Raw genomic sequence first — 21,614 nt, forward strand, 5'->3', positions numbered from 1 at the left:
AACAACAATGAGCAACTCCGAAGTAAAGCGCAGTGGCGGCCAGGTGCTGGTCGATGCCTTGCGCGTGAATGGTGTCGAGCGCGCCTTCTGCGTGCCTGGCGAAAGCTACCTGGCGGTGCTCGATGCGCTGCATGACGTACAGGATGAAATCGACCTGATCGTCTGCCGCCAGGAAGGTGGCGCCGCCTACATGGCCGAGGCCTATGGCAAGCTGACCGGCAAGCCGGGTATCTGCTTCGTCACCCGTGGCCCGGGGGCGACCAACGCCTCGGTGGGCGTGCACACAGCGTTCCAGGACTCCACGCCGATGCTGCTGTTCATCGGCCAGGTGGCTCGCGACCAGATCGAGCGCGAGGCTTTCCAGGAGGTGGACTACCGCCGCATGTTCGGCCAGATGGCCAAGTGGGTGGTGCAGATCGACGACGCCACACGCATCCCCGAACTGGTCAATCAGGCTTTCCAGCGTGCCATCAGTGGCCGCCCCGGCCCGGTGGTGATCGCCTTGCCGGAAGACATGCTGACTGACCTGGTGCAGGTGGCCGATGCTCGCCCGGCCAAGCGCGTCGAGGCAGCGCCGGCACCGGAAGCCTTGGGGGAGCTGCAGCAGTTGCTGGCCAAGGCCGAGCGGCCCTTGGTGGTGGTTGGCGGCGGGGGCTGGACGGCCGAGGCAGTGGCCGACCTGAAACGGTTCGTGCACACCCAGAACCTGCCGCTGGCGGCCTCATTCCGTTGCCAGGATCTGTTCGACAACACCGACTCGCACTACGCCGGTGACCTGGGTCTGGCGGCCGGCCCAGTGCTGGTAGAGGCGGTCAAGCAGTCCGACCTGCTGATCGTGGTCGGTGCCCGGCTGGGTGAGATGACGACCGGCGGCTACGCCTTGGTTGACATCCCCACACCCAAGCAGGCCTTGGTGCACGTGCATGCCAGCGCTGAGGAAATCGGCCGGGTCTACCAGCCGACCCTGGGCATCAATGCAGGCCCGGGCAGCTTCCTGCGTCAGGCCAATATCCTCGGGCCGGTGCGCCCGGACGCGTTCGCCGACTGGGTCGCCAGCCTCAACAGTGGCTACCGGGGCAACTTCGAAACCCCGCGTTCGCCGGGCGACGTGCAGATGAGCGAAGTGATTGCTTGGCTGAACAAAACCCTGCCAGCCGACAGCATTCTCACCTGCGGGGCTGGCAACTACACCGGCTGGGTGCACCGTGGTTACCAGCACCAGGTGTTCCGTACGCTGCTGGGCCCAACCAACGGCTCGATGGGCTATGGAGTGCCCGCAGCGGTGGCCGCCAAACTGACCTGCCCGCAACGCACCGTGGTGGCCTTCGCTGGTGACGGCTGCTTCCTGATGAACGGCCAGGAGCTGGCCACAGCGGTGCACTACGACGCTCGGCTGATCACCATCGTCGTCAACAACGGCATGTACGGCACCATCCGCATGCACCAGGAGCGCAGCTACCCAGGGCGGGTTTCCGGCACCGAACTGCACAACCCGGACTTCGCGGCACTTGCACGCGCCTACGGGCTGCACGGTGAGACGGTTACCCGCACCGAAGACTTCGCCGCCGCCTTCGAGCGCTGCCAGGCCTCGGGCAAGCCGGCGCTGATCGAGATCCAGGTCGATCCCGAGGCCCTGACGCCGCGCATGACCCTCAGCCAGATCCGCGACAAGGCCTTGCAGGCCCAGCACTGATTCGCCTCAGGTGGGGCGCGGTCCGGCCCCACCTTTTTCTTTCTTCGAACGAGCCAATCGACATGAACCTTGCCGATCGTGATCTGCTGCGTGAAGTTTGCTATATCGACGGAAAATGGCTGGCTGCCGACAGTGGCCAGCGCATTGCGGTGACCAACCCCGCCAGCGGCGAGGTCATCGGCCATGTACCCCGCATGGGCGCCGATGAAACCCGCCGCGCCATCGCCGCTGCCGAACGCGCCTTGCCGGCCTGGCGTGCCCTCACCGCCAAGGAGCGCGCCGCCCGGCTGCAGGCGTGGTTCCGCGAAATCCTCACCCATCAGGAAGACCTGGCACGCATCATGACGGCCGAGCAGGGCAAGCCATTGGCCGAGTCCCGTGGCGAGATTGCCTTTGCGGCAGCCTATGTGGAGTTTTACGCCGAGGAGGGCAAGCGTATCTACGGCGATGTCATTCCTTCGCCGAGCGCTGATCGCCGGCTGATCGTGACCAAGGAGCCGATCGGAGTGTGCGCGGCGATCACACCCTGGAATTTCCCTGCGGCGATGATTACCCGCAAGGCAGCGCCTGCCTTGGCCGCAGGCTGCACGCTGGTACTCAAGCCTGCTTCGCAAACCCCCTTCAGCGCGTTGGCACTCTGTGTGCTGGCTGAGCGCGCCGGTATCCCTGCCGGCGTGCTCAGCGTGGTAACCGGCGATTCGGCGGCGATTGGCGGTGAGCTGACGGCCAGCCCGGTGGTGCGCAAGTTGTCGTTCACCGGCTCCACGCCGATTGGTATCCAGCTGTTGCAACAGTCAGCGGCGACGGTGAAAAAAGTGACCATGGAGCTCGGTGGCAATGCGCCTTTCATCGTGTTCGACGATGCCGACCTGGAAAAGGCCGTGGAGGGCGCGTTGATCGCCAAGTTCCGTAACAGCGGCCAGACCTGCGTCTGCGCCAACCGTTTCTACATCCAGGAAGGTATCTATGAGCGCTTTGTCGCGCGCTTTGCCGAGCGCGTGCGCGAACTGGTGGTGGGGCAGGGCGATGCGCCTGGCACCCAGGTAGGGCCGATGATCGACGGGCGTGCTGCCAGTGGCGTCGAGCGCCTGGTGGGCGACGCGGTGGAGGCGGGCGCGCGGGTGGTGGTCGGTGGGCGCAGGCATGCGCTGGGCGAGGCCTTCTTCGAGCCGACCTTGCTCGCCGATGTGACGCCGGACATGCGCGTGGCACGCGAGGAAATCTTCGGCCCGGTGGCGCCGATCTTCCGCTTCAGCAGTGAAGAGGAGGTTATTGCCCATGCCAACGATACCGAGTTCGGGCTGGCCTGCTACCTGTATGCACGGGATGTCGGGCGGATCTGGCGAGTATCCGAGGCGCTGGAGTACGGCATGGTCGGGGTCAACGTCGGCGTGGTGGCGACCGAGGTGGCCCCGTTTGGCGGGGTGAAGGCATCAGGGCTGGGCAGGGAAGGGGCGCGCTACGGGATCGAGGATTACCTTGAAATCAAGTATGTGTGCCTGGGGTTGTGAGGCCCTGCTGAACCCCTGATGTGACCTGCACCGGTCTCTTCGCGGGCTCGCCCGCAAAGAGACCGGTCTATCACTCAGGCCTTGCTGTCGAGCAACCGCTGATACCGCGACAGGCTCTCTTCAAGGTGCTTGCGCAGCGCCGTGCGCGCACTGGCGACATCCCCCATGCTGATCGCCGACAGGATCGCGCCGTGCTCGCGGGCGATCTTCTTGATGTGTGCCTGGCGGTTCTTGCCAGTGACCTGGCCATGCTTGAGGTTGAGGTCGAGGATGATGTCCGGCCCAAGCGCTTCCAGCAGTTGCGTGAAGTGGGGGTTGTTGGTGGCGCGCGCAATCGCCAGGTGGAATTCGAAGTCGGCCTTGGCTTCTTCCTCCTGCGTTGCGCCGTCCAGTGAGTTGAAGCGGTCGAATGCTTCGGTAATCGCCGCCATGCTGGCCGGGCTGCGGCGCTCGGCGGCACGGGCCACCGATTCGGCTTCGATGCCCAGGCGCAGTTCAAGTATTTGTGCGGCGGCGCGCACGTCATCAACCACGCTGTCGATGGCAAAACCGATGCGTTTCACATCCTGCTCGACCACGAACACACCCACGCCCTGGCGAGCGATAAGGCGCCCGCCCAGGCGCAGCGAGGCCACCGCCTCACGAATGACCGGGCGGCTGACGTTGAACTCCTTGCACAGCTCCTGTTCGGACGGCAGCTTGTCGCCCGGGCCGTAGGTGCCGTTGTCGATCCGGCTGGAAAGTTCCTGGATTACGGTTTCCGCCAGGTTGGCGCGGCGCGTGCCTAACGACGCATTCATAGAAAAGTTGCTCCTGAAACTGGTTGGCTCATCACGGTGGGTTCTCCGGCAGGTTGCGCGCAGCCCTGATGCCCCTTGCGGCGGGATCCGTAGCCAACCAGCGGTGATGTTGTAGGCATATGTTATCAAACATCTGATCTGTAGGAGCGGGCTTACCCCTTGAACCGTCCTGCACATGTGCCGGTAAAAATATTTGACCACGGCTTCAGCATACACCCATTGACAGTTGCCTGCTGACTGTTATCTTACAAGTGCGATGGCGTTCCGGCCAATTCGCATGCGGTAAGCGATGTCGAGGTTCGTCCAATCACTACTGGGAGCTGAGCATGAATAACAACAAGGGAGGGCGTGCAGCCCTCGCGACCGCGGTAACATTGCTGATGGCCATGGGGACGGCAAACGCAGCAGACAGTGAAACCGTCAGGATCGGCTTCGCCGGCCCCCTGACAGGCCCTTCGGCGCACCAGGGACAGGACGTCGAACATGGGATTCAGATTGCCATTGAGGAGGCCAACCAGCAGCAGCTGAAACTTGGTGACAAGGTTGCCAACTTCAAGCTGGTTTCCGAAGACGACGTTGCCGACCCGCGCACCGGCACTGCGGTGGCGCAGCGCTTGGTGGACTCGAAAGTGGCTGTAGTGATCGGGCATTACAACTCCGGTACCAGCATCCCCGCCTCGAAGATCTACGCGGCCGCTGGCATCCCGCAAATCTCGCCGTCGGCCACCAACCCCACCTTGACCCAGCAGGGGATTCCTTCGGTGTTCCGTACTGTGAACGACGATGCGACCCTTGGCCGCTACGCCGGCAACTACCTGGTCAGTCAGCTCAAGGCCCAGCGCATCGCCATCTTCGATGACCGTACCGCCTATGGCCAGGGCCTGGCCGACGAGGTAACCAAAGCGGTCAAGGCGGCGGGCGGCAACGTGGTCGTGCGCGAGTACACCAACGACAAGTCCACCGACTTCAACGCCATTCTCACCACGGCCAAGGCGCAGAAGGCCGATGCGGTGTTCTTCGCCGCACTCGACTACCAGGCTGCGCCCATGGCCAGGCAAATGAAGAACCTGGGCCTGAAGGCGCGCTTCATGAACATCGGCAACCTGCCCAACGACTCGTTCAAGCAGATGGCCGGCAGCGCTGCCGAGGGCACCTATGCCTGGAACTACGGCATGCCGCTGCTGGAGATGCCCAAAGGGGCAGCCTTCGAGCAGAAGCTCAAGGACAAGTTCGGCGTGGGTGTGGTGCAGTCGTCACCAGCAGCCTACGACGCGACCTGGGCTGCGATCAATGCCATGGTCAAAGCCGGCTCCGACGACCCCAAGGTGTACCTGCCGGTGCTCAAGAGCCAGAGCTATGACGGCGTCACCGGCACCATCGCCTTCGATGACAAGGGCAACCTCAAAAACCCTGCGGCAACCGTATTCCAGTTCGCTGACGGCGGCTGGAAGACCCTGTCGGTCGAGCGTGACTGAGCTGTACCGCCAATAACAAGCGGGCGCCTGCCCGCCGTATAACAAGAAGACATTTCCTACCTGCCAGGCCTGTCGGTCGCGCGGCGGTGTGCTGCCGCGCGACGACATCAATGCAGCTTCGAGGATTCAGCTCGTGGACGGTAACTTCGATATTTTGTTGCAACAGGTGCTCAACGGCCTGGTGCTGGGCAGCATCTATGCCCTGGTAGCGCTGGGCTACACCATGGTCTACGGCATCATTGGCCTGATCAATTTCGCCCATGGCGAAGTGGTGATGGTTGGCGCCATGGTGACCATTTCGGTACTGACGATGCTTGCCGGCGCAGGCTTTGCCCCCGGCATCATCACCTTGCTGCTGGCGATCATGGCTGCTGTGGTGGTGTGCATGCTGCTGGCCCAGGGCATGGAAAAGTACGCCTACCGGCCCTTGCGCAAGGCCCCGCGGCTGACCCCGCTGATTCTTGCCATCGGCATTTCCATCGCCTTGCAGAACCTGGCAATGATGATCTGGGGGCGTGGCTACAAGACCTTCCCCGAAGTGGTCGAGACCCAGCCGGTGGAGGTTTTTGGCGCCACCATCACCAACGTGCAGCTGTCGATCATGCTGATCGCGGTGGTAATCATGCTTGGCCTGTGGCTGCTGGTGGACAAGACTCGCCTGGGCAAGGCCATGCGTGCCACCGCGCAGAACCAGGAAGTGGCCGGGCTGATGGGCATCAATATCAACCGGGTGATCAGCGCCACGTTCCTGATCGGTGCCAGCCTGGGCGCGATCGCCGGGGTAATGCGCGCGGTCAACTACGGCCAGGCTGACGCCTACATGGGCCTGCTGCTGGGTCTTAAGGCCTTCTCGGCGGCAGTGCTCGGCGGCATCGGCAACCTGTTCGGGGCCATGGCTGGTGGCTTGCTGCTGGGGCTGATCGAATCGTTGGCCGCGGGTTATACCGGGCAGATAACAGGCGGTTTCCTGGGTGCCAACTACCAAGACATCTTTGCCTTTGCGGTGCTGATCCTGGTGCTGTTGTTCCGCCCCAACGGCCTGCTTGGCGAACGCCAGGCCGACCGGGCGTAAGGAGGCAGCCATGAAAAACCTAAAGAGCCAGTACTTGCTGCTGATCCTCGGCTTCATCGCCTTGCCGTTTCTGGTCGAGGCCATCCCCATGCTCGGGCCGACCTGGGTACGCATCCTGGGCTTTGCCATGCTCTACGTGCTGTTGGCGCTGGGCCTGAATATCGTCATCGGCTACGCTGGCCTGCTCGACATGGGCTACATCGGCTTCTACGCCATCGGCGCCTACCTGTACGCCTTGCTTGCCTCGCCGCACCTGCACATGGCCGGCCTGGTCGACGGTGTGCTGGACTGGCCGGTGTGGGTCATCATCCCGCTGGCGGCGGTCGCCGCGGCCATTTGCGGAGTGCTGATCGGTGCACCGGTGCTCAAGCTGCGCGGTGATTACCTGGCGATTGTCACCCTGGGCTTCGGCGAGATCATCCGCATCTTCATGAACAACCTGGACCAGCCGGTGAACCTCACCAACGGCCCGCAGGGCATCAGCAACATCGCCCCCCTGCACGTCGACTTCGGGCCATGGGCGCATGCGTCCGGGGCAGGTACAACGCCAGTGGTGTCGTTGCAGCAAGGCTGGAGCCTGTTCGGCCTGCAAGTGTCGCCCGTGATCAGCTACTACCTGTTTTTCCTGTTCATCGTCATCCTCTGCATCGTCTTGTCCAAGCGTCTGGAGGTCTCGCGCATCGGTCGCGCCTGGATGGCCCTGCGCGAAGACGAAGTGGCCGCCGAGGCCATGGGCTTGAACAAGCGCAACCTCAAGCTGCTGGCCTTTGCCATGGGTGCCACCTTCGGTGGCGTGTCCGGCGTGCTGTTCTCCAGCTACCAGGGCTTTGTCAGCCCCGAATCGTTCACCCTGATGGAGTCGATCATGGTCCTGGCCATGGTGGTACTCGGTGGTATGGGCTCGATCCGTGGCGTGGTGTTGGGCGCGCTGATCCTCTCGGTCATGCCCGAACTGTTCCGCGACCTGGTCAACTGGGTCCAGCCGTGGGTGATGGACAACGTCACTTTCATCAGCCGCGACATCCTGCGCAACGTGCTGGACGCTTCGACGCTGCGCATGCTGGTGTTCGGCCTGGCGCTGATCCTGGTCATGCGTTTCCGTCCTGAAGGCCTGTGGCCGTCCGACCGCCGTCGTGCCGAGTTGCACGATGGCGACCCCGAGCTGGAGGCGGCGCCTGCAGCGCTCACCACCGCAGTGCATGCTCCAGCCAGCGAAGCATCCTTCGAACTCCCGATAAAAGAGGCGGACAAGGCATGAGCGACATCCTTCTCGAACTGCATCAGGTCAGTAAGTTCTTCGGTGGCCTGCAGGCCCTGCACGGCATCGACCTGAGCATCCGCCGTGGTGAGATCCGTGGTCTGCTGGGCCCCAACGGCGCCGGCAAGACCACCCTGTTCAACGTGCTCACCGGGCTGTATCGGGCCGAGCAGGGGCGGGTGATGTTCGACGGCAAGCCACTGCGCATCAGCAAGCCGCACAAGGTGGTGGAGGCGGGCATTTCCCGCACCTTCCAGAACATCCGCCTGTTCCACAACATGACCGCCTTGGAAAACGTGATGATCGGTCGCCATGTGCGCACCCGCAGCGGCGTGTTTGGCGCGATTTTGCGCACGCCGGCCTGTGTACGTGAAGAACGGGAGATCCGTCAGGCCGCGCGCTACTGGCTGAACTACGTCGGTATCGGGCACCTGGCCGGCGAGCTGGCCAAAAGCCTGTCCTATGGCGACCAGCGCCGCCTGGAAATCGCCCGGGCGCTGGCTACCGAACCCAAGCTGATCGCCCTCGACGAGCCGGCGGCTGGCATGAACGCTTCGGAAACCGAAGGCTTGCGCCAGTTGATGTGCAAGATGCAGGCGGACGGCAAAACGGTGTTGCTGATCGAGCACGATGTGAAGCTGGTGATGGGGCTGTGCGACCACATCACCGTGCTGGAGTTTGGTCGCAAGATCGCCGACGGCCTACCGGCCGACGTGCGCAAGGACCCACGAGTGATCGAGGCTTATCTCGGCGCGGAGGCAGTGGCATGAAGAACATTCTGCAAGTGAGCAACCTTCAGGTCAGCTATGGCGCCATCCAGGCTATCAAGGGCATCGACCTGACAGTGGGCGAGGGCGAGATGGTAGCGCTGATCGGCGCCAATGGCGCGGGTAAGACCACCACCTTGAAAACCCTGGCCGGGTTGCTGAAGCCCAGCGCCGGCAGCATCACCTTCGACGGCAAGGCGCACGCGGCGATCAAGGGGCACGACCTGATCCGTGAAGGGTTGGCGCTGGTCCCGGAAGGACGCGGCATCTTCCCCAAGCTGACGGTGCACGAAAACCTCGAGATGGGCGCTTTCAGCCGACGCGACGGCAAGGACGCCATTGCCGCTGACATCGAGCACATGTACGGCATCTTCCCGCGCCTGAAAGAGCGCGCCTTCCAGCTGGCCGGCACTATGTCGGGCGGCGAGCAGCAGATGCTGGCCATCTCCCGTGCGCTGATGGGGCGGCCCAAGCTGCTGCTGCTGGACGAACCGTCCATGGGCCTGGCACCGATCATCGTGCAGAAGATTTTCGAAACCATCGTCGAGGTGGTCAAGGGTGGGGTGACGCTGCTGCTGGTCGAGCAGAATGCCCGGCTAGCGTTGCAAACCTGCCAGCGTGCCTATGTGATCGACGGTGGTCGCATCAGCCTGGAAGGGTGTGCCAAAGCCCTGCTGCATGACGATCAGGTGAAGAAGGCTTACCTGGGCGAATGATCCAGTCACCATGACAAGAGGGCCTGGGGCTGCTGCGCAGCCCTGGCAATTTCAAGTGTGCGGCACGCTGTGAGGCGCTGCCCCGCCCGCATATTCCGGCTTCAGATGCCCCTGCGCATCCAGCAGGTACGCATCCATCACCTCACGCACCACCGGTCCGGCCACTCGGCCGCCGGCCTCACCGTTTTCGATCATCACCGCCACCACCACGCTCGGGTGGTCCGCTGGGGCAAAGCCGACGAACAAGGCGTTGTCACGGTGGCGTTCCAGCGTCTTGTCGCGGTTATAACGCTCGCCCTGCTTGATCGCCACCACCTGCGCGGTGCCGCTCTTTCCGGCAATCCGGTATTGCGCACCGGCCGCCGCCGCACGGGCAATGCCGCGCGGGTCGTGCATGACCATCTGCATGCCCTGGCTGACCTGGTCCCACGCATGTTTGTCGTGCAGCACGATGTCGGGCATCGGGTGGGGGTCGATCGGCGCATCGCCACCTACGGTCATGGCCAGGTGCGGGCGGTGCCACACGCCTTTGCTCGCCAGCAGGCTGGTGGCCTGTGCCAGCTGCAGGGGGGTGACTTGCATGTAACCCTGGCCAATGCCAAGGATCAGCGTCTCGCCTGGGAACCACGCCTGGCGCCGGGTGGCACGCTTCCACTCGGCCGAAGGCATCAGCCCGGAAGCCTCCTCGAACATGTCCAGTGACACCTTCTGGCCCAGGCCGAACTCGGCCATGTAGTCATGCAGGCGGTCGATGCCCAGCTTGTGCGCCAGGTCGTAGAAGTAGGTGTCGTTGGAGCGCATGATGGCCGTGTACATGTCCACCCAGCCGTCGCCGCTACGGTTCCAGTTACGGTATTTGTGCGCATAGTTGGGCAGTTCGTAGTAGCCCGGGTCGAATACCCGGCTACCTGGGGTGATCACGCCACTGTCGAGCCCGGCGATGGCCACTTCCGGTTTTACCGTCGAGCCGGGCGCGTACAGGCCGCGCAGTACGCGGTTGAACAGCGGACGGTCGATGGAGTCGCGCAGCGCGGCGTACTGCTTGAAGCTGATACCCTTGACGAACAGGTTGGGGTCGAAGCTGGGGTTGCTGACCATCGCCAGGACGTCGCCATTGGCCGGGTCCAGCACCACCACCGAGCCGCGACGGTCGCCCAGGGCCTTCTCTGCAGCCACCTGCAGGTGGGCGTCCAGGGTCAGGACAATGTCCTGCCCCGGGGTCGGGTCCTTATGGTTGAGCACGCGCATCACCCGGCCCTGGGCGTTGGTTTCGACTTCTTCGTAGCCCACATGACCATGCAGCTGGCTTTCGTAGAAGTGTTCGATACCGGTCTTGCCGATTGACTGCGTGCCCCGGTATTCGGTGCTGTCGAGGACCTTGGCTTCTTTTTCGTTGATGCGCCCCACGTAACCCACCGAGTGGGCGAAATGCTCGGCCATCGGGTACTCGCGGATGAACTGCGGCTCCACCTCCAGGCCCGGCAGGCGGAACTGGTTGACCGCCACCAAGGCGATTTGCTCTTCAGTCAGGCCCACCATCAGGGTCACCGGCTCGAACGGCTTGCGACCACGGCGCAGGTCCTTGTCGAACTGCTTGCGGTCGTCCTCGCTCAGGCCAAGCACCTGCGTCAGGGTGTCGAGTACCTTGGCCGAGTCGCCGCCGGCCCGCTCGCGGGTCATGGTCAGGTCGAAGCTGGGCTTGTTGTCGGCCAGCACCACGCCGTTGCGGTCGTAGATCAGCCCGCGTTCTGGGGCGATGGGTAGCACGTGCACGCGGTTGTTTTCCGACACGGCGGTCTGCTGGTCGTGCTGCAGCACTTGCAGCACATAGAGCCGGCCCACCAGCACGGCACACAGGCTGAACACCAGGGCGGCGCAGGCCAGAAGCCGGCGGTTGACCAGGTGTTTTTCCTTTTCGTGGTCCTTGAGAGGGATAGGTTGCGGCATCAGGGGCTCTTTTCGACGGGTTTCGCGATGACCGTGCGGGCGCGCGAACGGGCGGGGGATGCTACGCAACACATCCCGTAGCCTCAAGCCGAGCGCCCAGTGGTGGTGGCCTGGCATGGGCTGTGCACCCCGTGATCAGGGCGCTGTGGTGGATCATGAAGATTTGTTCATGGCCGGGCGCTGAAAGTGCATGGGTCGCCAGCCTGAGCCGAGAGGGGCGTCTTCGCATTCGCCAACTTACAAGCCATGCGACTTCCATTGGCCAACCCGAACAGATCAGCAGCAACGCCCCGGCTTGCGCTAAGATGCCCGCTCCTGTTTCTGGAAACTGCCTGGATGAGCAAGCCCGGTCAAATGGTGTTGGTCGCGTTGCGCAAGATGATCGCCTCGGGCGAACTGGCGGCCGGCGAGCGCCTGATGGAAGTTCCCACCGCCGAGCTGTTCGGGGTCTCGCGCATGCCCGTGCGAATGGCGTTTCGTACCCTCGAGCAGGAAGGCCTGCTGGTGCGTTTTGGTGGCAGGGGCTTTCAGGTGCGTTCGGTCAGCGCCGATGACATCGCGGGTGCGGTCGAAGTGCGCGGCGTACTGGAAGGCCTGGCTGCACGCCAGGCTGCGGAACGTGGTTTGTCCGCACAGGCACGCACGGCGCTGCAACAGTGCCTGGTCGATGGCGACGAACTGTTCGACAAGGGCTTCGTCACCGAAGAAGACCTGCAGGCCTACCACGACCTCAACATGCGCTTTCACCACGTGATCATCGAAGCCAGCCACAACCCGGCCATCGCCGTAGCGCTGGCGCGCAACGATCACCTGCCATTCGCTTCGGTCACTGCACTGGCGGTGGACCGCCATGACCTGGTCCGTGAATACCGGCGCTTCAACTTCGCCCATATGCAGCACCACGCGGTGTTCGATGCCCTGATCAACCGCCAGGGTGCCCGCGCCGAAGCGATCATGCGCGAGCACGCCAATGCCACCCTGCGTTACGCTGAAACCTTCGGCGGCGCAGTGCCAGACGCGGGCATGAAGGTCATCCTGCCGGCTTCGTAAGCCGGCTCAGATATCCAGCACCAGCAACGGCGTCTTCGACCGGGAGCAGCAGGGCGTGAACTGATCGTTCAAGGCCTGCTCCTGCTCGGTCAGGAACAGGTCGCGATGGTCTGGTGTACCCTGCAACACGCCGGTCAGGCAGGTGCCGCATATACCTTGCTCGCACGACATGGCGATCTCGATACCGTTCTGTTCCAGCACCTGAACCACGGTCTGGTCGGCCCCCACCTCGAATACCTGCCCGGTACTGCTGACCTGCACCGAGAAGCTACCGTCGTTGCGTGCATCCACTGGCGCCGCAGCAAAGTGCTCGCGGTGCAGGTTGGCCTCTTGCCAACCCAGCTCCTTGGCGCTGCCCAGCACATGCTGCATGAACCCGGCTGGCCCGCATACATACAGGTGCACATCACCGTGCGGGCTGCCCAGTACCTGGGCGATGTCCAGCGCGGTTTCCGGCTGCTCGTCAAAATGCACGAACAGCCGATCGGCAAACGGCGCGCTGCGCATCCGCTCGACAAACGCCGCACGCTCGCTGGAGCGGGCGCAGTAATGCAGCTCGAAGTCAAGGCCGCCGTGGCTCAGCTGTTCAGCCATGCACAGGATCGGGGTAATGCCGATGCCCCCGGCAAACAGCACGCTGCGCCGCGCGGCCTCGGCCAGCGGGAACAGGTTGCGCGGCGCACTGATCCGCAGCCGCGCGCCGGCCTGCACCCGCTCGTGCAGGCTGCGTGAGCCGCCACGCGACGCCGGGTCGTTGAGTACGCCAATCAGGTAGCGGTGGCGTTCTTCAGGGGGGTTGCACAGCGAATACTGGCGCACCAACCCGTCGGGCAGGTGCACGTCGATGTGTGCGCCAGCGCTGAACGCCGGTAGCTGGCTGCCGTCCGCTGCCGCCAGCTCGAAACTGCAGATGCCCTGCGCTTCATCGTTTCGGGATACCACTACGGCATCGATCATGTTGGCAGTTCCTCAGGCAGGGGTGGCGCTGGTGGCGATCAGTTGCGGCTGCGGTGCGCGCTCTTTGGCGATGATCCGCTCCAGCACCTTGCGCGATTGCACGCCGCCGGCGTCGATGTTCAGCTTCAGCAGGTTGCGCTCGGGGTTGGCCAGCAGGTTCTGTTGCTGGCGTTCGAGCATCTCCAGGTCTTCGCTGAAAATCTTGCCCTGGCCCTCGCGGATGTTGTCGGTGAGGGTCTGGTCGTGTGCTGCAAAATTGCGCGCCATGCCCCAGAAGTACCAGATCGAGGTGTCGCTTTCCGGGGTGATGAAGTCGACCACGATGCTCGACGCCTTGTGCTGCGCGTCGGCGTGGTAGCCACCCTTGCCGGCATGCGCCACGCCCACTTCGATCAGCACATGGCTGGGTGGGGTGAAGCGGCATATCTGCCAGCGGTCCACCGGCACATCATCGGCCAGACCGTTGCCACGCAACGCCATGCGCCAGAACGGCGGGGCCATGATGTTCTCCATGTACCGGGCGGTAACCACTTCGTCGCCGGTAACGGTGGTGACTGGCGGTGCTTCGTCGATTTCCTTCTGGCCAATGCTGGACGCGTGCACATAGGTTTCGTGGGTCAGGTCCATCAGGTTGTCGATCATCAGGCGATAATCGCAACCGATGTGGAACAGCCCGCCGCCGTAGGCCCACTCATCATTCACCGCCCATTCCAGGTGTGGGATCAACGCCGGGTCGGCCTGCGCCGCGTCGCCGGGCCACACCCAGATGAAGCCATAGCGCTCGACCGCAGCGAAGGTCTTGTTGCAAGGAAAGCCCCGTACCCGCTGGCCCGGCATCGACACCGTCTTGCCATCGCAACCCATGACCAGACCGTGGTAGCCACAGACCAGGTTGCCGTCTTCGACATAGCCCAGCGACAACGGCGCGCCACGGTGTGGGCAAAAGTCCTCCACGGCCGCTACGCGATTATCGTGGCTGCGGAAGAACACGATCTTTTCGCCGCAGATCTGCCGGCCCAGAGGCTTGGTGGCGATCTCGTCGGGGGTGCAGGCGACGTACCAGGTATTTTTGGGGTACATGGGGAGGCTCTCCGGGTTTTGTTTTTATTTAATGGATCCATTAGAGCCATGGTGAAAAGACAAGGTCAACATCATTTGTCCATGTTTTGTGAGCTTTGTGCGATTATCGAACTCGCCATGGATCCATTGTCGTGAAATCCACCCCGTAGCGCTTCGGCTGTGCCTTCCACTTCGCTGCGTGCCCGGCAACGACAGTCCGCAGAACGCCAGCGCCCTGGGCGATCATGTGCGCATGAGCAAAATCAGATAAACGTTCAGGTGTGCTTGCCCTGACCTGCTATTGCTTAAGGGATCCCCAACCCACCAAGGCCCCTTGATGCTGGCCATCGAAAACCTCCACAAATCCTTCCCCACCCCCCTAGGCCCGCTGCCGGTGTTGCAAGGTGTCGACCTGTGCTTGCCACGCGGCAGCAGCCTGGCCCTGATGGGCGAGTCGGGCAGTGGCAAAAGCACCCTGCTGCACCTGATAGCGGGGCTGGACCGTGCCGACAGCGGCCGCATCATGGTCGATGGGGTTGCCCTCGACAGCCGCTCGGAGGCGTCGCTGGCACAGTGGCGGCGGCAGGGCATTGGCCTGGTGTTTCAGCAGTACAACCTGATCAGCAGCCTGGACGTGGGGAGCAACCTGGCATTTCAGGCCAGGCTGGCCAACCGGCACGACCCCGCCTGGGTCGCTTATCTGGCCCAACGCCTGGGCCTGGCGCAGCTGCTAGCGCATTACCCGGAGCAACTGTCAGGTGGCCAGCAGCAACGTGTCGCCATCGGCCGGGCATTGGCCGGGCGCCCGGCCTGGTTACTGGCCGACGAACCCACCGGCAGCCTCGATGAAGCCAGCAGTGATGAAGTGTTGAGCCTGCTGCTGCAACTGGTCGCCGAAGCCGGCAGCGGTGTGCTGATGGTGACTCACAGCCCTCGGCTGGCGGCGCGCTTGCAGCAGCGTTGCTACCTGCGCGCCGGCCGTGTGCAAGCCGGGAAGGGCTGATGAGGCTGTTGTCGCTGGCGGTGTTGGCGCTGCTCAGCCACTGGCGGCGGCATCGTGTGCAGTGCTTCAGCATTTTTACCGGCCTGTGGTTGGCCACGGCGCTGTGGAGCGGTGTGCAGGCACTGAACAGCCAGGCACGCAGCAACTACGCTCAGGCCAGCGCGGTGCTGGCAGGGCCGCTGCAGGCGCAATTGCTGCCGCGTCATGGCGAGCGCTTTGACCAGGCGCTGTACGTGCAACTGCGCAGTCAGGGCTGGGCGGTGACGCCGGTGCTGGAAGGGCGGTTGCGCCTGCCTGGTGAGCCCACTCGCAGTGTGCAATTGATCGGCATCGAGCCGTTGAGCCTGCCACCGGCCAGCAGCGTTGCCGGCGTGCAGCCACAGGCATTCGACCTGCAGGCGTTCATCGGCATGCCCGGGCAAGCCTGGGTTGGGCCAGACACCTTGCGGCAGTTGAACATGAACGCTGGGCAGGTGGCACGCGACCGCGAAGGGCACTCGCTGCCACCGTTGATCCTGCAACCTGAACTGGCGCCCGGAGTGATCGTGGTCGATATCGGCCACGCGCAGGCGTTGCTGCAGGCACCTCGGCAGTTGTCGCGTCTTTTATTGGCAGGCAACGCTGGGCCGTTGCCTGTCGATATCGCGCCTTACCTTGAACTGCAACCCCGGCAAGACGACGGCGGTTTGCAGCGCCTGACCGACAGCTTTCACCTCAACCTGACTGCCCTTGGCCTGTTGGCGTTCGTCGTCGGCCTGTTCATCACCCATGCCGCGATCGGCCTGGCGCTGGAGCAGCGGCGGGGGCTGATTCGCAACCTGCGCGCCTGCGGTGTCAGCTTGAACACCCTGCTGTGTGCCTTGGCGCTGGAGCTTGGGCTGTTCGCCGTGCTGGGCGGATTGGCCGGGGTGGCCAGTGGCTACGGCTTGGCGGCCTGGTTGCTGCCCGATGTGTCCGCCAGCTTGCGCGGCCTGTACGGCGCGCAGGTCGCGGGCACCTTGAGCCTGCCCGTGGGGTGGTGGCTGGCGGGGTTGCTGGTGAGCGTGACGGGGGCATTGCTGGCAGGGGTAGGCAGCGTATTGCGTGCGGCCCGTTTACCGTTACTGGCGCTGGCACAGCCTCAGGCCTGGCGAGCGGCGCAGGGGCCATGGCTGAAACGTCAGGCATCAGCTGCGGGCCTGTTGCTGTTGCTGGCCTTGGGCTGTGGCGTGCTCGGCGACAGCCTGCCAAACGCCTTCGCCATGCTGGCTGCGCTGTTGTTGGCGGCGGCGCTGTTGTTGCCAGCGTTGCTCGACCGGGTACTGGCCGGGCTGGCGCGCCTTTGCCGTCGGCCATTGGCGCAATGGTTCGTCGCCGACAGCCGTCAGCAGCTACCCGCCCTGAGCCTGGCGCTGATGGCCTTGTTGCTGGCATTGGCCGCCAGCGTTGGCGTGGGCAGCATGACCGAGGGTTTTCGCAAAACCTTTGTTGGCTGGCTTGACCAGCGCCTGTCCGCCGACCTGTACCTGACCCCACGCGATACTGACCAGGGTTTGCAGATGGCCGAGTGGCTTGGGCAGCAACCTGCGGTCAGCGTGGTGCTGCCTGGCTGGCGTGGCGATTTACAGCTGCAAGGCTGGCCGGTGCAGGCCCAGGGCATCGTCGATAACCCGGTCTATCGAACCCGCTGGCCGTTGCTGGAACAACAGCCTCGCGCCTGGGCACTACTGGCCAGCGGGCAGGCGGTGATGCTCAGTGAGCAACTGGCCAGGCGATTGAAACTGCGACTGGGCGACAGCCTTGCGTTGCCAGCACCGCATTCGCCAGCCCTGACTGTCGTGGGTATCTACGCCGACTACGGCAACCCCAAAGGGCATGTGCTGGTCAATGCCCGCTGGCTGCGTGAGCATTGGCCAGACGCAACCCTGGCAGGGTTGAGCGTGGACCTGCTTACTGACGATGGGCAAGCCATCAAGGCCGAGTTGCAACGGCGCTTCAACCTGGACGACAGCCGCGTGGTCGAGCAGGCACGGCTGAAACGCTGGTCGACCGATGTGTTCAACCGTACGTTTGCCGCCACTGCCGCGCTCAACAGCCTGACCCTGGGCGTCGCCGGTGTGGCGCTGTTCATCAACCTGCTGACCCTTGGCCAGGCCCGGCTGAGCCAGCTGGCGCCGCTGTGGGCATTGGGCGTGCGGCGCGCACGGCTGGTCTGGCTGAGCCTGGGCCAGGCACTCATGCTCAGTGGCCTCACCGTGCTGCTGGCGATCCCGTTGGGGCTGCTGCTGGCCTGGTGCCTGGTCGCGGTGGTGAACGTGCAGGCGTTTGGCTGGCGCTTGCCGCTCTACGTGTTCCCCTCGCAATTGCTGCAATTGGCCCTGCTGGGCCTGCTCACCAGCCTGCTGGCCAGTGCCTGGCCGCTGTGGCAGTTGGCGCGTCGCCAGCCGCGCGAACTGTTGAGGCCGTTTGCCGATGAAACCTAATGCCTGGCTGTTGCTCTGCGGGATACTGTGCGGGTGTGATCAGCCGGCACCGCAGAGCTATGCGGGGCTTGGGCAGCAGGCGAGCGGGTTCAGCCAGGTGAGCCGCGAGCATCGCCTGGTATTCCCTCGCGACCACGGCGCCCACGATGGCTTCCGCATCGAGTGGTGGTACATCACTGCCAACCTCAAGGACGCCCAAGGGCGTGACTGGGGCGCGCAGTGGACGCTGTTTCGCTCAGCCTTGCGCCCCGGTCCGGAAACCGGCGACTGGAACAGCCCGAACCTGTGGATGGGGCACGCGGCGTTGACTGGCCCGGGCGGCCATCAATCGGCTGAAACCCTGGCGCGTGGCGGTATCGGCCAGGCCGGCGTGCAGGCCGAGCCCTTTCGGGCGTGGATCAATGGCTGGTCGCTGCAGGGCGCGGACACTGTCGACAACCTGCAAATGACCGCGGATGGTGAGGGTTTCCGCTACCGCCTCCACCTCCACAGCGAGTGGCCGCTGGTGCTGCATGGGGCGCAGGGCTACAGCGAGAAGTCTGGCAAGGGGCAGGCTTCGTACTATTACAGCCAGCCTTTCTATCAGGTACAGGGTGATGTTCAGCGCGGCAGCCAGTGTATCGCGGTCAGCGGCCAGGCCTGGCTGGACCGGGAATGGAGCAGCCAACCGTTGGCAGCCGGTCAGACAGGCTGGGACTGGTTCTCGCTGCACTTGGACAGTGGCGCCAAGCTGATGCTGTTTCAGGTGCGTGAGGCGCAGGGGCAGGCCTATCGCGCCGGGACCTGGGTTGGGCCGCTGGGTGAGGTGGTTGCGTTGCACGGCGCACAGATCCAGCTGCAGGCGCTGGCCTGGGCAAGGCAGGGCAACGGTAAGCGCGTACCGGTGCGCTGGCGGGTGCAGGTGCCGGGGCATGGGGTGGATGTGCAGGCCGAGGCCGTGGAGCCGCAGGCGTGGATGCAGACACGGTTCCCGTATTGGGAGGGGCCGGTGCGCTTGAGCGGGAGTTCGGGTGGGCGCGGGTATCTGGAGATGACCGGTTACTAGCACCCGGTGTTCTGATCAGGACGCCCGTCTGGTGGCTCCGGGGGCCCGGCCCGTCGCCCGGTCGCCGCGGTGACTGTAAAGATATGCAAAGTTTCCCCGTGCCATCATCCCGCACCTCTAGAATCCGCCCGCTGCCGCACCGGTCAACGGCGGGCAGCAGATCTAGCCTTGTGGAGCGTTCCAATGAAGTCGAAACACCTTTTCCGCGCAGCCCTGGTTGCGGCGCTGGTATCCGCCTTGTCGGGTTGCTGGATGTTCATGCCGCCGGGAGGTGGCGGTGGTCACGGTGGCGGCCACGGTGGTGGTGGCGGTGGCTTTGGCGGCCACCAGGGCGGCGGCCCGCGCTAAGCTGCCCCCGCGATGGAACGCACTGCCTCGGCTGGGTGGCAACAGCGCGCCCGGCCGAGGGTTCTGACCTTCACCACGTTATCCGCTTGCCATCCCACCCCCAGAAACTGCCACTCTCCGCCGGCCCTAGCCGTGCTACCTGTTCTATCACGCACTGCGCGGCAAACGCCGGGTCAAACAGTTTCCCCTCCGGTACGTTGCCCTGAAAGGGGCGCGACAGCGCGGTGTCGGTGGTGCCCGGATGCAGCGCCAGTACAGTAGCGTCAGGGTTGAGGCGTTTCAGTTCGATGCTCGCCGTGTGCAGCAACTGGTTCAGCGCCGCCTTGCTCGCACGATAGCTGTACCAGCCCCCCAGGCGATTGTCGCTGATCGAACCGACCCTGGCCGACAGTGCGGCGAATGTGGCGGGCTGTTTGCGCAACAGGGGCAGCAAATGCTTGAGCAGCAGGATCGGCGCGAACGTATTGGTGGCGAAACCGGCCTGCAACCCCGCCAGGTCCAGCTGGGCCAACGACTTTTCGGCTTTGGCACCTTCCTGATGCAGTATGCCCAAGGTGCTGATGACCAGGTGCAGGTGCTCGCAGGCAAGGCCCACCTCACGCGCCAGGCCTGCGAGCGCTGTTTCATCGCGGGCATCGCAGTCCGTCAATCGCATGCGTTCGCCATGTGCCCTGGCCAGCGCCAGCAGTGCCTCATTGGTGCTGGCGTGGCGTGATACCGCCCACACCTGGCGAACATCACGCCGGGCCAGCAGTGCGCTGCACAGCGCCAGGCCAATGCCCTGGCTGGCACCGCAAATCAATACATCGGCCTTGTCTGCAAGGTTGGGGATCAGGCTCATGCGCTGGCTCCTCAGTGTTGGCGGCTTGGTTGCAATGCGGGTTGGCACTTCACTCCTGATAGATCTTCGTCAACAACCGCAACAACTGCCCGCGTTCCTCATCATCCAGCGCCGCTGTCGCCTCGCGGTCGCTGTCGCTGGCAATTTGCTTCAGCTCCTTCAGCAAGGCTTCCCCGGCCTTGCTGAGAAATATCCCATAAGAGCGCTTGTCCGGCTTGCACCGCACACGGACAGCCAGGGCGCGTTCCTCCAGCTTGTTCAGCAGCGGCACCACCTGCGGAGGCTCGATCGCCAGCGAGCGGGCCAGGTCTGCTTGCATCAATCCCGGGTTTTGCTCGATCACCGCCAGTGCCGAGAACTGTGCCGGCCGCAGGTCGTGCGCCGCAAGGCGGCCTATGAGGTTCTGGAACAGCTTCAACTGGGCACGGCGCAGGGCGTAACCGAGCAAGTCTTCAAGCACACCGTCCGCGGCAGTGGCGGGGGTGGTGGCTGTTTCGCTAGTGCGGGCAGACCTTGCCATGGGGGTGCATGCTCCTCGTTCACTGATAAGAAAGTTACCCAGTTTGCCTGCCTTGGCGCCATCCGGCTAGGGGCGGGCGCTGGAAAATGCCTGTCAAGCCGTTCGATAAAGTAAAGATAATTTTCATAATGGTTAATTGACATAACTAATTTGCTGGCTTAGTTTGATGAGCATCACCTCGAACAACAAGAGTGCAAAACCATGAGCAAATACGAAGGCCGCTGGGCAACCGTGAAGGTTGAGCTGGAGTCGGGCATCGCCTGGGTTACCCTTAACCGCCCTGAAAAGCGCAACGCCATGAGCCCTACCCTGAACCGGGAAATGGTCGACGTGCTGGAAACCCTCGAGCAGGACGCCGAAGCCGGCGTACTGGTGCTGACCGGCGCCGGTGAGTCGTGGACCGCGGGCATGGACCTGAAGGAGTACTTCCGCGAGGTGGACGCCGGCCCGGAGATCCTCCAGGAAAAGATCCGCCGCGAAGCCTCGCAATGGCAATGGAAGCTGCTGCGCATGTACGCCAAGCCGACCATCGCCATGGTCAACGGCTGGTGCTTCGGCGGTGGCTTCAGCCCGCTGGTGGCCTGCGACCTGGCCATCTGCGCCGATGAGGCCACCTTCGGTCTGTCGGAAATCAACTGGGGCATCCCGCCGGGCAACCTGGTCAGCAAGGCCATGGCCGATACCGTTGGCCATCGCCAGTCGCTGTACTACATCATGACCGGCAAGACCTTTGGCGGCCCCAAGGCAGCCGAGATGGGCCTGGTGAACCAGAGCGTGCCGTTGGCGCAGCTGCGTGACACCACCCGCGAGCTGGCCCTGAACCTGCTGGAAAAGAACCCGGTGGTGCTGCGCGCCGCCAAGAACGGTTTCAAGCGTTGCCGTGAACTGACCTGGGAGCAGAACGAAGACTACCTGTACGCCAAGCTCGACCAGTCGCGCCTGCTGGATACCGAAGGCGGGCGCGAGCAAGGCATGAAGCAGTTCCTCGATGACAAGAGCATCAAGCCGGGGCTGCAGACCTACAAGCGCTGAGTTTGGCCAGGCTGCGCCGTTACTGGCTGCAGCCTGCGGATATTCCCTACAACGACAA

Annotated in this window: 19 protein-coding genes; 13 read left to right on the top strand and 6 right to left on the bottom strand. The window is 63.9% G+C overall.

Going from position 1 to position 21,614, the window contains the following annotated elements:
* Positions 1–7 precede the first annotated feature (7 nt).
* On the top strand, positions 8–1,693 hold the full coding sequence (locus E8E68_RS18175) for a thiamine pyrophosphate-binding protein (RefSeq protein WP_280343469.1): 1,686 nt from the start codon (positions 8–10) through the stop codon (positions 1,691–1,693).
* A gap of 62 nt (positions 1,694–1,755) precedes the next feature.
* A complete protein-coding gene (locus E8E68_RS18180; protein WP_110744230.1) occupies positions 1,756–3,204 on the top strand; it encodes an NAD-dependent succinate-semialdehyde dehydrogenase in 1,449 nt (482 codons plus the stop codon).
* A gap of 74 nt (positions 3,205–3,278) precedes the next feature.
* Here E8E68_RS18180 and E8E68_RS18185 read toward each other — a convergent pair whose 3' ends face one another.
* Complete coding sequence (locus E8E68_RS18185; protein ID WP_110744229.1) at positions 3,279–4,004, bottom strand: FadR/GntR family transcriptional regulator; 726 nt, start codon at positions 4,002–4,004, stop codon at positions 3,279–3,281.
* A 326-nt stretch (positions 4,005–4,330) separates the two neighbouring features.
* On the opposite strand from E8E68_RS18185, the gene E8E68_RS18190 reads away from it, so the two are divergent.
* From E8E68_RS18190 to E8E68_RS18210, 5 genes are all read left to right on the top strand, one after another.
* Complete coding sequence (locus E8E68_RS18190) at positions 4,331–5,479, top strand: branched-chain amino acid ABC transporter substrate-binding protein (protein ID WP_266030030.1); 1,149 nt, start codon at positions 4,331–4,333, stop codon at positions 5,477–5,479.
* Between the two features lie 133 nt (positions 5,480–5,612).
* Positions 5,613–6,551, top strand: coding sequence for a branched-chain amino acid ABC transporter permease (locus tag E8E68_RS18195; RefSeq protein ID WP_280343477.1), 939 nt, complete (start codon positions 5,613–5,615; stop codon positions 6,549–6,551).
* A 10-nt stretch (positions 6,552–6,561) separates the two neighbouring features.
* The gene (locus E8E68_RS18200) at positions 6,562–7,809 is read left to right on the top strand and encodes an ABC transporter ATP-binding protein (RefSeq protein WP_110744228.1); all 1,248 of its coding nucleotides are present in this window, start codon (positions 6,562–6,564) and stop codon (positions 7,807–7,809) included.
* A complete protein-coding gene (locus E8E68_RS18205) occupies positions 7,806–8,579 on the top strand; it encodes an ABC transporter ATP-binding protein (protein WP_105948506.1) in 774 nt (257 codons plus the stop codon). Before E8E68_RS18200 ends, E8E68_RS18205 begins: the two co-directional genes overlap by 4 nt.
* Positions 8,576–9,292: an ABC transporter ATP-binding protein gene (locus tag E8E68_RS18210; protein ID WP_346648644.1), complete on the top strand. Its 717-nt coding sequence runs from the start codon at positions 8,576–8,578 to the stop codon at positions 9,290–9,292. Before E8E68_RS18205 ends, E8E68_RS18210 begins: the two co-directional genes overlap by 4 nt.
* A 51-nt stretch (positions 9,293–9,343) precedes the next feature.
* Here the strand turns inward: E8E68_RS18210 and mrdA are convergent, their stop codons facing one another.
* Entirely contained in the window at positions 9,344–11,239 is a 1,896-nt protein-coding gene (gene mrdA / locus E8E68_RS18215) for a penicillin-binding protein 2 (RefSeq protein ID WP_266030038.1), read from the bottom strand.
* Between the two features lie 336 nt (positions 11,240–11,575).
* Here mrdA and E8E68_RS18220 point away from each other — a divergent pair, with 336 nt between their 5' ends.
* The gene (locus E8E68_RS18220) at positions 11,576–12,289 is read left to right on the top strand and encodes a GntR family transcriptional regulator (RefSeq protein ID WP_110744225.1); all 714 of its coding nucleotides are present in this window, start codon (positions 11,576–11,578) and stop codon (positions 12,287–12,289) included.
* Between the two features lie 6 nt (positions 12,290–12,295).
* Here E8E68_RS18220 and E8E68_RS18225 read toward each other — a convergent pair whose 3' ends face one another.
* Together E8E68_RS18225 and E8E68_RS18230 are read right to left on the bottom strand one after the other, a co-directional pair.
* A complete protein-coding gene (locus E8E68_RS18225) occupies positions 12,296–13,246 on the bottom strand; it encodes a PDR/VanB family oxidoreductase (RefSeq protein WP_266030040.1) in 951 nt (316 codons plus the stop codon).
* A 12-nt stretch (positions 13,247–13,258) separates the two neighbouring features.
* Positions 13,259–14,326 (bottom strand): aromatic ring-hydroxylating dioxygenase subunit alpha, encoded by a 1,068-nt coding sequence (locus tag E8E68_RS18230; protein WP_266030042.1) that lies wholly within the window; start codon positions 14,324–14,326, stop codon positions 13,259–13,261.
* A gap of 316 nt (positions 14,327–14,642) precedes the next feature.
* On the opposite strand from E8E68_RS18230, the gene E8E68_RS18235 reads away from it, so the two are divergent.
* The 4 genes from E8E68_RS18235 (at position 14,643) to E8E68_RS18250 (ending at position 19,163) form a co-directional block, all read left to right on the top strand.
* Positions 14,643–15,308, top strand: a complete 666-nt coding sequence (locus E8E68_RS18235; protein ID WP_280343489.1) for an ABC transporter ATP-binding protein — start codon at positions 14,643–14,645, stop codon at positions 15,306–15,308.
* Entirely contained in the window at positions 15,308–17,770 is a 2,463-nt protein-coding gene (locus E8E68_RS18240; RefSeq protein ID WP_280343492.1) for an ABC transporter permease, read from the top strand. The genes E8E68_RS18235 and E8E68_RS18240 overlap by 1 nt, the downstream gene beginning before the upstream one ends.
* Entirely contained in the window at positions 17,760–18,815 is a 1,056-nt protein-coding gene (locus E8E68_RS18245) for a lipocalin-like domain-containing protein (protein WP_280343495.1), read from the top strand. The genes E8E68_RS18240 and E8E68_RS18245 overlap by 11 nt, the downstream gene beginning before the upstream one ends.
* A 183-nt stretch (positions 18,816–18,998) precedes the next feature.
* Complete coding sequence (locus E8E68_RS18250) at positions 18,999–19,163, top strand: hypothetical protein (protein WP_266030047.1); 165 nt, start codon at positions 18,999–19,001, stop codon at positions 19,161–19,163.
* A 70-nt stretch (positions 19,164–19,233) separates the two neighbouring features.
* Here E8E68_RS18250 and E8E68_RS18255 read toward each other — a convergent pair whose 3' ends face one another.
* Positions 19,234–20,004, bottom strand: a complete 771-nt coding sequence (locus E8E68_RS18255) for an SDR family NAD(P)-dependent oxidoreductase (RefSeq protein ID WP_266030048.1) — start codon at positions 20,002–20,004, stop codon at positions 19,234–19,236.
* 49 nt (positions 20,005–20,053) lie between these two features.
* Positions 20,054–20,524, bottom strand: a complete 471-nt coding sequence (locus tag E8E68_RS18260; protein ID WP_280343501.1) for a MarR family transcriptional regulator — start codon at positions 20,522–20,524, stop codon at positions 20,054–20,056.
* Positions 20,525–20,725: 201 nt separating this feature from the next.
* Here E8E68_RS18260 and E8E68_RS18265 point away from each other — a divergent pair, with 201 nt between their 5' ends.
* Complete coding sequence (locus tag E8E68_RS18265) at positions 20,726–21,556, top strand: p-hydroxycinnamoyl CoA hydratase/lyase (RefSeq protein ID WP_280343504.1); 831 nt, start codon at positions 20,726–20,728, stop codon at positions 21,554–21,556.
* The last annotated feature ends 58 nt before the right edge of the window (positions 21,557–21,614 follow it).

Origin of the sequence: Pseudomonas sp. BN607 (genome assembly GCF_029871175.1) — a bacterium.
Classification (GTDB): Bacteria; Pseudomonadota; Gammaproteobacteria; order Pseudomonadales; family Pseudomonadaceae; genus Aquipseudomonas.